8 protein-coding genes are annotated in these 10,556 nt (G+C 50.2%); 7 read left to right on the plus strand and 1 reads right to left on the minus strand.

Features of this window, described 5'->3' with window-relative positions; translation table 11 throughout:
- The 5 genes from VIM87_RS19005 to VIM87_RS19025 form a co-directional block, all read left to right on the plus strand.
- On the plus strand, nt 1–3,848 hold a 3,848-nt coding region (locus VIM87_RS19005; protein ID WP_331998523.1), incomplete at its 5' end, for a response regulator.
- A gap of 25 nt (nt 3,849–3,873) precedes the next feature.
- Complete coding sequence (locus VIM87_RS19010; protein ID WP_331998524.1) at nt 3,874–5,133, plus strand: sensor histidine kinase; 1,260 nt, start codon at nt 3,874–3,876, stop codon at nt 5,131–5,133.
- A gap of 174 nt (nt 5,134–5,307) precedes the next feature.
- Nucleotides 5,308–6,507 carry an MFS transporter gene (locus VIM87_RS19015; RefSeq protein ID WP_331998525.1) on the plus strand — a complete coding sequence of 400 codons (1,200 nt, stop codon included), beginning with the start codon at nt 5,308–5,310 and terminating at the stop codon, nt 6,505–6,507.
- A gap of 24 nt (nt 6,508–6,531) precedes the next feature.
- Nucleotides 6,532–7,332 (plus strand): HipA family kinase, encoded by an 801-nt coding sequence (locus VIM87_RS19020; RefSeq protein WP_331998526.1) that lies wholly within the window; start codon nt 6,532–6,534, stop codon nt 7,330–7,332.
- Nucleotides 7,310–7,693, plus strand: coding sequence for a DUF3037 domain-containing protein (locus tag VIM87_RS19025; RefSeq protein ID WP_331998527.1), 384 nt, complete (start codon nt 7,310–7,312; stop codon nt 7,691–7,693). Before VIM87_RS19020 ends, VIM87_RS19025 begins: the two co-directional genes overlap by 23 nt.
- Here VIM87_RS19025 and VIM87_RS19030 read toward each other — a convergent pair.
- Nucleotides 7,670–8,023, minus strand: a complete 354-nt coding sequence (locus VIM87_RS19030; RefSeq protein ID WP_331998528.1) for a hypothetical protein — start codon at nt 8,021–8,023, stop codon at nt 7,670–7,672. The two genes, VIM87_RS19025 and VIM87_RS19030, sit on opposite strands and share 24 nt — an antisense overlap.
- 80 nt (nt 8,024–8,103) lie before the next feature.
- On the opposite strand from VIM87_RS19030, the gene VIM87_RS19035 reads away from it, so the two are divergent.
- Both VIM87_RS19035 and VIM87_RS19040 read left to right on the plus strand, forming a co-directional pair.
- The gene (locus tag VIM87_RS19035) at nt 8,104–9,189 is read left to right on the plus strand and encodes a 1,4-beta-xylanase (protein WP_331998529.1); all 1,086 of its coding nucleotides are present in this window, start codon (nt 8,104–8,106) and stop codon (nt 9,187–9,189) included.
- 104 nt (nt 9,190–9,293) lie between these two features.
- Nucleotides 9,294–10,556, plus strand: a 1,263-nt coding sequence (locus VIM87_RS19040) for a tetratricopeptide repeat protein (protein ID WP_331998530.1), incomplete at its 3' end; no start/stop codon positions are given.

Here is a 10,556-nt window from a genome sequence, read left to right on the forward strand (position 1 = left end):
GTAAGCTGGGCGGCCAGGCCGATGTGCCGGGGGTAAAAGGTTTGTGGAAAGACTTAACGGATTCCGTGAACATCATGGCCTCCAACCTTACCTCGCAGGTGCGTAACATTGCGGAAGTAACTACCGCAGTGGCCAACGGTGACCTGTCGCGTAAGATCGAGGTGGATGTAAAAGGCGAGATCCTGAAGCTGAAAAATACCATCAATACCATGGTGGAGCAGCTGCGCGCATTTGCCTCCGAAGTAACGCGTGTGGCGCGTGAGGTGGGTACAGATGGTAAGCTGGGCGGCCAGGCATTTGTGCCCGGTGTAGCCGGTACCTGGAAGGACTTGACGGACTCTGTGAACCAGATGACGGGTAACCTTACCTCGCAGGTGCGTAACATTGCGGAAGTAACCAAGGCCGTGGCCTCCGGTGACCTGTCCAAAAAAGTGACCATTGACGTAAAGGGCGAAATATTAGACCTGAAGAACACCATCAATACCATGGTGGACCAGCTGAACTCCTTTGCCTTTGAGGTAACGCGCGTGGCGCGTGAAGTAGGTACGGAAGGTAAGCTGGGCGGCCAGGCAGAAGTACAGGGCGTGGGCGGTACCTGGAAAGACCTCACCGACTCCGTGAACATGATGGCCTTTAACCTTACCAACCAGGTGCGTGGTATTGCCAAGGTAGTAACCTCTGTGGCTACCGGTAACCTGAAACAAAAGCTCTCCATCGTATCCCGCGGTGAGGTGGCGCAGCTAACAGAAACCATTAATGAAATGATCGATACCCTGGCGGTGTTTGCCGACCAGGTAACCACCGTGGCCCGTGAAGTGGGTGTGGAAGGGCGTTTGGGCGGCCAGGCCAGTGTGCCCGGCGCATCCGGTATCTGGAAGAACCTTACGGAGAACGTGAACCAGCTGGCAGAGAACCTGACCACGCAGGTGCGCGCTATTTCCGCAGTAGCATCTGCCGTAACCAAAGGCGATCTTACGCAAATGATCCGTGTGGAAGCCAAAGGTGAGGTGGAAGAGCTGAAGGATACCATTAACCAGATGATCGCCAACCTGAAGGAAACCACGCTGCGTAACCAGGAACAGGACTGGCTGAAATCCAACCTGGCCAAGTTCACGCAGATGCTGCAGGGCCAGAAAGACCTGAACACGGTAACCCGCCGTATCCTTTCTGAGCTGGCGCAGGTGGTGAATGCGCAGAAGGGTATGTTCTACATCCTGGAAGATGAATCGGCCAACCCCAAGCTGAAATTGTTCGCAGCCTATGCCTATGGCGATGAAGTGACCCTGAGCCGTGAGTTCTCGCTGGGACAGGGCCTGGTAGGGCAGTGCGCCGTGGAAAAGAAACAGATCTTACTCACCAATGTACCGGGTGATTATATTAAAATAAGCTCCGGCCTGGGAGAAGCCCGGCCGCTGAACCTCATTGTATTACCGGTGTTGTTTGAAACGCAGATCAAGGCCGTAATCGAGCTGGCCTCTTTTGATACGTTTAACCAAACCCACCTCGACTTCTTAAGCCAGCTAACGGAAAGTATCGGTATCGTGTTAAACACCATTGAAGCCAACTCCCGTACAGAGGCCCTGCTGGAACAGTCCCAGTCACTGGCCGATGAGCTGAGAAGAACCAACGAAGAGCTGCAGGATAAAGCCCACCTGCTGGTAAAACAGAAGGAGGAAGTGGAAGAAAAGAACATGGAGGTGGAAGAAGCGCGCCGTTCCCTGGAAGAAAAAGCAGAACAGCTGCAGCTTACCTCCAAGTACAAATCAGAGTTCCTGGCCAATATGTCGCATGAGCTGCGCACGCCGTTGAACTCCTTACTCATACTGGCGCAGCAGCTGTATGAGAACCATGAAGGTAACCTGAGCGAAAAACAGGTACGTTACGCGAAAACCATTCACAGCTGCGGGGACGACCTGATACAGCTGATCAACGATATCCTGGATCTGTCCAAGATCGAATCCGGTTATATTTCTACAGACTTTATCAATGTACGTTTTGGTGAAGTGGTAGCCTTTGTGGAAACTACCTTCAAGCATATCTCCGAAAGCAAGAACCTGCGCTTTGGTATTATGATCGATGAGCAGCTGCCGCAAAGCCTGGAAACGGATGTGCAGCGTTTGAACCAGATCCTGAAGAACCTGTTGTCCAACGCCTTTAAGTTCACGGAAAAGGGCGAGGTACGGTTACGGATCTACGAAGCCGCGCGCAACTGGAAAACCGCCAATGCCAGCCTGGATAATGCGGGCCGTGTGGTGGCATTTGAGATCAGGGATACCGGCATCGGTATTTCCAAGGATAAGCAGAACATTATCTTTGAAGCCTTTCAGCAGGCAGAAGGTTCTACCAGCCGTAAATACGGCGGTACCGGCTTGGGGCTGTCTATCAGCCGTGGCCTGGCCGATCTGCTGGGCGGTTCCATTGAGCTGGAAAGCGAGGCCGGAAGGGGAAGCGCCTTTACCCTGTTCCTGCCCTTGCAGTATAACCCGGCCGCCATCAAAAAAGAAAAACAAAGCAACCTGCTGAAAGTAGGGGAGTATAAATTATCTGAGGGCGATGATAGCGCAGTGATCCAATCTGTACCCACTGTGAAAACCGCGGATACCCGCGACCTGGAAGGGCTGAATGAGATCATTAACGAGATCGGGGACGACCGCACACACATAACTGAAACGGACAAAGTAATGCTGATCGTGGAAGATGATGTGCGTTTTGCCAAGATCATGCAGGAGAAGGCGCATGAAATGGGCCTGAAAGTTGTGGTAGCTACCAGCTTCGGGGAGGTATTTGACCTGACCAATAAATACAATCCCATTGCCGTTACTTTAGATGTAAAGCTGCCGGATGCCAGCGGCTGGCGTGTGCTGGACCTGTTTAAGAACGATGTGAACCTGCGGCATATCCCCATTCACCTCATTTCCGGTGAGGAGAACCGTATGCTGGCCATGCACCGCGGCGCGCGCAGCTTTAACCTGAAGCCCATGAAAGCAGAAGCGCTCACCATATTGTTTAATAATATAATTGAGCAGGATGGCCGCAGATCCAAGCGGGTGCTGGTAGTAGAGGACAATGAGCTGGAAGCCTCCCAGATAGCCGGTGTGCTGGATAATGAAGACCTGATAGAGATCGAGGTGGCGCCCAATGGTAAAGAAGCGCTGGAACATATTAACAGCACCGCTTACGATTGTATTATTGCAGATTATATGCTGCCCGATATTGATGGGGTAGAATTTATAACGAATATTTATACCATCAATAAGCTCAATACCACGCCGGTGATCGTATATTCAGCCAAGGATTTTTCCAACAAGGAAAAGAACCGGCTGAAACAGTATGCCAACAAGATCTTACTGAAAAGCGCCAGCTCCCTGGAGCTGCTGCTGGAAGAAACTGTGATGCAGCTGCACCTGAACCACAACGTGCTGCAGCCGGAAAAACGGCGTATGATCGAAGAGCTGCGCTCGCAGAAAGATGTGCTGCTGCATAAGAATGTGCTGGTAGTGGATGATGATGTGCGTAACCTGTTTGCCCTTACCACGGCCTTTGAACGGTACCACATCAATACCATTACGGCGGAAAGCGGCCGGGAAGCCATTAACATTATGGCGGAGAACAACGATATAGATATTGTGCTTATGGATATTATGATGCCTGAAATGGATGGGTATGAAACCATGCAGAAGATCCGGAGGGAGCATAAGAACAGCGCATTACCTATTATTGCAGTTACCGCAAAAGCCATGAAAGGGGACCGGGAGAAATGCCTGGAAGCAGGCGCCTCCGATTATATTACCAAACCACTGAAAATTGACCAGCTGCTGTCTTTAATGCGCATCTGGTTATACAGGTAAAAGAAAAGGATACTTAAAAAACTATATGCGGTTGCAGGAAAATGATCCGATAAAAATATTAGTGGTAGACGACAGGCCGGATAACTTATTATCCATCTCCACCATACTGGAGCGGGAAAGTTATGTTACTGTCAAAGCCAGCTCCGGCAGGGCAGCATTAAAAATACTGCTCACGGAATATGACTTTTCCCTGATATTGATGGATGTGCAGATGCCGGACATGAACGGCTTTGAAACCGCTTCCCTCATTTATCAGCGTGACAGGTTAAAGAATATTCCCATCATCTTTATCACGGCCTATAGTCATGAAGAGGAAACCATGTTCAAAGGCTATAAGGTAGGTGCGGTAGATTTTATTTATAAGCCGGTGAACCCGGAGCTGCTGCGCATGAAGGTAGGTGTGTTCGTGGAGCTGTACCAGAAAACACAATCGCTGATAGCACAGGAGCAAAAGCTGCTGAGCATCAATGCCTCCCTGCAAAAAGAGATCGAAGAAAGAGAAGCCTCCGAGCAAAGGGTACGGGAGCTGAACCGGCAGCTGATGCAGAACAACCAGCGCTTAAAAGCAGCCAACGAAGAGCTGGACCGCTTTGCCTACATAGCCTCGCACGACCTGCAGGAGCCCCTGCGCAAGATCCGTATGTTCAGTGATCTGATCGTACAGAAAAAAGGCACGGCAGGAGAGATGGATAAGCATGTGCAGAAAATCACCAACGCCACAGAACGTATGCAGCAGCTTATCAGCGACCTGCTGCGTTTTTCACGGCATTCCGTAAGCAAAGGGGATTTTGTGCATACAGACCTCAGCGCTGTGATCCGCGAAGCTATAAAGGAGCTGGAGCTGAAGATCCAGCATGTGGATGCGCGTATCACCATTGATGAAATGCCCTCTACCCTGGTGATCCCTACCCTGATACAGCAGGTATTCCACAACCTGATCGCCAATGCTATTAAGTTCTGCAAAAAGGGAATACCGCCGGAAGTGCACATTTATGCCCGGCATGAGGCCCCGCTGGTACCCCACAATGGGAACGCGGAACAATTGTATTACAACATTTATGTGAAAGACAATGGTATTGGTTTTGAAGCCAAGTACCTGGACGATATTTTCATTCCTTTCAAACGCCTGCACAGCTACCATGAAATTGAAGGATCGGGCATAGGCCTGTCCATCTGCAAAAAGATCATGGAGCAGCACAACGGTTTCATAACCGCCACCAGCGTGCTGAATGATGGGGCCACCTTTATCATCGGCATCCCGGAAAAGCAGGTTTCCTTGCTCTAAACATTTAACACAACATCATAACAGAAAAAAACAAAGGCACATCTGCACATCTGCACATCTGCACATTTGCACATCTGCACATCTGCCTCTGGCCTACCGCTTTTGTACAATCTGGACTATTCAGGGGTACCAGCATGTTAGCATCTTTGTACCGTACCTGAAAACAAACACGCTATGCTGCTTAAAATTGCACACACCTATAGGTCCTCTTTCAGTGATCTGAGCCGGGAAACCTGGCTGCTGAGCCTTGTATTGCTGGTAAACCGTTCCAGCACCATGGTAGCGCCTTTTATGAGCATGTATATTACCCAAAGCATGCACCGCAGCATTGCCGATGCAGGGCTGATCATTACCCTGTTCGGCGCCGGCGCAGTAGCCGGTTCCAGCGTAAGCGGCTATTTTATAGACCGGTTCAGCTTCCGCGTCGTACAGGTATTTACCGCCATAGCAGGGGGCCTGCTGTTCCTGTTATTCGGTTATGTGCAGGATTTTTCCCTGCTGTGTGTAATGACAGTGCTGCTTAGCTTTGTGGTAGAAGCTTTTCGCCCGGCCAATGCCGCTGCAGTAGCCGCTTATTCCACCCCGCAAAATCTTACCCGCTCTTACTCCCTGAACCGGCTGGCCATGAACATTGGCTGGGCGTTGGGTACTTCTGTAGGCGGTATCCTGGCTGCTATTAATTATCACCTGCTGTTTTGGGTGGAAGGCATTGTATATATGATCGTTGGAGGGCTGGTGCTCACCTTATTACCAGCCGTTAAGCAGCCGGTAAAACCTGCTGTAGCAGCGGAAAAAGTGCCGGAACAATCCCCTCTCTGGAAAAACGGTTACCTCTTAAAGTTCTTAATGGTAGTGATCATTTACATGAGCTGTTTTATGATCATGTTCCGCCTGGCCCCTGTGTACTGGAAAGAGAGCCTGCATATTAATGAAGCCACTATCGGTATGCTGTTGGGTCTTAACGGCGTTATCATTGCCCTGTTTGAAATGGTGCTGGTACGTTACTGGGAAAGCCGCCGTTCCGCCATTTATTATATTATTTCAGGCGTTATAGCTACCGCCCTGGGCTACACGCTGCTGGCAGTGCCGGGCATGGCGCCTATGGTAGCCGCAGCCGGCTCCATGATCTTTTTAACCCTGGGTGAAATGATGGCCTTACCTTTTATTAATACGGTGATCATGGGCAAAGCCAATGAGCATAACCGTGGTAAATTTGCCGCTGCTTTTGCGGTAACCTGGTCGGCCGCGCAGGTGCTGGGACCCGGTGGCGGCGCGCTGATCACGCAAACATGGGGTTACAATGCCTTATGGATCACGCTGATTATTGTATGCATCAGCTGTGCGCTTGCCTTCAAATTCATTAACAGAAAATAAAAAGGTGTTAACTTTCCCCCTGGTATGAACAACACTACATCACCCATACGGTCTGTGAATGTAATGCGGTATGTAACGCCTTTACGCGAAGGTGGCTCTATGCCGGCTATTGCCGAAGCAGATGACGATTTCTTATACGTGCTCAAATTCAGGGGCGCAGGGCAGGGCGTTAAAGCATTGATAGCGGAGCTGATAGGCGGTGAGCTGGCCCGGGCATTAGGCTTAAAAGTGCCGGAAATAGTATTTGCCCACCTGGATACCGCCTTTGGCCGTACTGAACCTGATGAGGAAATACAGGACCTGCTGAAAGCCAGTGTAGGCCTTAACCTGGCGCTGCATTACCTGGAAAGCTCCATTACTTTTGATCCTGCGGTATATACCATCAATGCCTCGCTGGCTTCGCAGATCGTGTGGCTGGATTGCCTGATCACGAATGTGGACCGTACAGCGCGTAACACCAATATGCTCATGTGGGGGCGGGAGCTGTGGCTCATAGATCATGGCGCCTCTTTATATTTTCACCACACCTGGACCAACTGGAAAGAGCATGCGCTGCGGCCCTTTGCCCAGGTAAAAGATCATGTGCTGCTGCCGCAGGCCTCCCTGCTGGATTCTGCAGATATTGCCGGCCGCGCCATTCTTACGGAAGAGCGCATCCGCGCTATTGTATCGCTGGTGCCGGATGAATGGCTGCTGGCAGATACACAGGAGGCAGGTGACGCCAATGAACGCCGGGAAGTATACATACAGTTTTTAACCACACGCATCGCATCGTCAGAAATTTTTGTAAAAGCCGCACAACATGCAAGGGAAAGTCTTATTTGAATACGCCGTTATCCGCATCGTACCCCGGGTGGAGCGGGAGGAATTCATCAATGTAGGCGTTATTCTCTACTGCAAAGAGCGTAAGTTCCTGCAGGCGGTGTTTACTTTGGATGAAGAAAAGTTACGGGTAATAGGCCCCGGAACCGATGTGCAGGAAGTAAGGGATTATTTGCAAGCCTTTGAGCAGATCTGCTGCGGAGGCGCTAAGAGCGGGCCTATAGGGCAGCTGGAAGTAGCTTTGCGTTTCCGCTGGCTTACGGCCACACGCAGCACCATTTTACAAACCTCCCGCGTGCATACCGGTTTTTGCAGTGATCCGGCGTTTGCCCTGCAACGGCTACACGCCCAGCTGGTGCTCTAATACATAAATAAAAATGCCGCCTATGCCCATGCCAATAACGCCGCCAATAACAGCGGCAATGGCATCCAGTACCTCATAGTGCCCTTTGCCGGTTACCAGCGATAATACCTCAAAGCCATAGCTGATGGCCACTACGGCCACGAAAGTAAGCAGGGTATCCAGCACCGGCCTGCCCGGCAGCAGGTACCAGGCCACGCTTTGCAGCAGGGCGCCCATCAGGATGCCCACATAAAAATGCGTCCACTTATCCGGTCCTATTTTTTTCAGCATAGCAGTAAAGTACGTAAAAAAGCAGCTTGCCGGTGCTGATAAATTTGAGATGTTTTGCATACATATTGATACAAATGAAACATCCACAACCATTATCTTGCACACTAAACCACGTTCTGGAACTGAAAATTCATTTACCCATGCGAATAAAAAACTGGATATTCCTCGTTCTGTTGTCTGTAGTAGCAGGCAATGTAAATGCACAAAAGAAAAAACAAACGGAAACAGCTGCACCGGGCCAGCAATGGTCTGTTGAAAAAGCCAATCAATGGTATAGTGAGCACCCCTGGCTAACCGGCGCCAATTACATTCCCGCCAATGCTATTAACCAGCTGGAAATGTGGCAGGCAGCTACTTTTGACCCTGCCACCATTGATAAGGAATTAGGCTGGGCCGAATCTATTGGTTTTAACACAATGCGTGTATTCCTGCATTCCGTAGCCTGGCAGCAGGATCCGGAAGGATTTAAAAAACGGGTGGACCAGTTCCTGGGCATTGCAGATAAACATCATATTCAGCCATTGCTGGTATTCTTTGACGATTGCTGGAATAAAGAGCCCAAAGCAGGTAAGCAGCCGGACGTTAAACCCGGCATCCACAACTCCGGCTGGATGCAGGACCCCGGGCAGCCCGCTTCCTCAGACCCGGCCAACTTTCCGCCGCTGGAAAAATATGTGAAAGATGTGCTCACCCATTTTGCGCACGACAAACGCATTCTGCTGTGGGATCTGTATAACGAACCTGGTAATAATAAAAAAGGCGATTCTTCCATGGCGCTGCTGACCAGCGTATTTAAATGGGCAAGGGAAGTAAATCCTGATCAGCCCATTAGCGCCGGCTTATGGTCATGGGGCCTGGAAAACCTGAATACTTTCCAGCTCACCCACTCCGATATTGTTACCTATCATGATTATGAAGAGCCGCAATGGCACCAGCGTGTAATAGAGCTGTTAAAAGCCAATGGCCGCCCGCTGATCTGTACCGAATATATGGCCCGCACCCGCAACTGCCGTTTTGCCAACACCCTGCCAATGCTCAAAAAAGAAAAAGTGGGCGCTATTAACTGGGGTTTTGTAAATGGTAAAACCAATACTATTTATGCCTGGGATACTCCGTTGCCGGATGGCAGCCAGCCAATAGAATGGTTCCATGATATTTTTGAAAAGGATGGTACCCCGTACCGCCAGGATGAGGTGAACCTTATTAAAAAGCTGAACGGCAAATAAACCGCTTTAATTTATGTATGATTCCCCGGTACCTGCGTGCCGGGGAATTTTTATTTTATAAATACCTATCTTGTATTGCGTACATCCCCGTCAATACAAAGGCCATGAAACATAGATCCCGCGTGTGGTTGCATATATGCATGCTGGTAATGCTGTTAACCCTGCGTACCCAGGCGCAAATGGTAACAGGGCTTAACCGCGACAGCCTGCGGCGTGCGCTGCATACCTTGCCAGTGGATACCAATAAGGTAATGGCTTTCATTACTTTGGGCCAGCAGTATGAGAACAACCTTCCCGATTCCGCTTTGTATTACTATGAGCAGGCGCGGAGCCTGAGCCTGCAGCTGCATTATCCTGCCGGTTTTGTACGGTATGTAAATAACTATACGGCCGTGTTAAATATGCAGGGCCGGTATAATGAATCGCTTAAGCTGGACCTGCAGGCAGTGGATACCTGCCGCCGCTACGGTTTGCAGGAGCAGCTGGTAAAAGTGCTGATCAATACCGGCGTGGTATACCAGTATAAGGAAGATTATGGCAGAGCGGCAGATTATTACATGAAATCCTTACCCTTGCTGGAAAGCAGTGGCAATCTTGCCATGCTGTCTGTTATGTACGGGAATTTATGCGGCATGTACCGTAACCTGCACCAGCTGGATAAAGGATATCAATATGCCCGCAAGGCCCTGCAGTATGGTGAGCAGAGTGGTAATGAATACGCCGTGGGTGCGGCCTGCAGTAACCTGGCCAATTCCCTGCAGGACCTGGACAGCACTGCCGCTGCCGTACATTACGCGCAGCGCGCCTATAACACCGGCAAGCAGCTGGATGATATTACTTTGCAGGAATCTGCGCTTATGAGCCTGGGTAACAGTTATAAAAGAACTAATCGTTACGATCAGTATTTAGCCGCATTCAGATCGGCCCTGCCACTGGCCCGCATGCTGGATGACGTGAACGGGCAGGCGATTGCCATGCAGGGTATTACAGAAGGATTGTACTGGACCAAACAATACAAGCAAGCCGCTATCAGTGCAGATACCGCCCTTGCTTATGCAAAGGCGCATGATCAGAAAGAAGTAGCACGCAGCTTATTCCTGTTAATGTCTGACATACAAATTGCGTTGGGCAACCAGCTGCTGACACGGCAATACCGCTATATGTACGATTCTGCCCGCGATGCGCTGATGAACGATAACCTGCAAAAGGACATCCAGGAACTGGAGACCAAATACGAAGTGGAGAAAAAGCAGCACCAGCTGCTGGAAAAAGACCGGCAGGCATTGCACCAGCGTTTGTGGTTAACAGCCGCCATTGCAGGCATCCTGATCTTATGCTTATTGCTGCTGCTCACCTACCGTTATTAC

It is taken from the genome of Chitinophaga sp., assembly GCF_036569125.1.
Taxonomy (GTDB): Bacteria; Bacteroidota; Bacteroidia; order Chitinophagales; family Chitinophagaceae; genus Chitinophaga.

Bases quoted from the DNA above. Each gene is read 5' to 3' on its own strand.
- VIM87_RS19010 (WP_331998524.1), top strand. From the start codon at position 3,874: ATGCGGTTGCAGGAAAATGATCCGATAAAAATATTAGTGGTAGACGAC.
- VIM87_RS19015 (WP_331998525.1), top strand. From the start codon at position 5,308: ATGCTGCTTAAAATTGCACACACCTATAGGTCCTCTTTCAGTGATCTG.
- VIM87_RS19020 (WP_331998526.1), top strand. From the start codon at position 6,532: ATGAACAACACTACATCACCCATACGGTCTGTGAATGTAATGCGGTAT.
- VIM87_RS19025 (WP_331998527.1), top strand. From the start codon at position 7,310: ATGCAAGGGAAAGTCTTATTTGAATACGCCGTTATCCGCATCGTACCC.
- VIM87_RS19030 (WP_331998528.1), bottom strand. From the start codon at position 8,023: ATGCAAAACATCTCAAATTTATCAGCACCGGCAAGCTGCTTTTTTACG.
- VIM87_RS19035 (WP_331998529.1), top strand. From the start codon at position 8,104: ATGCGAATAAAAAACTGGATATTCCTCGTTCTGTTGTCTGTAGTAGCA.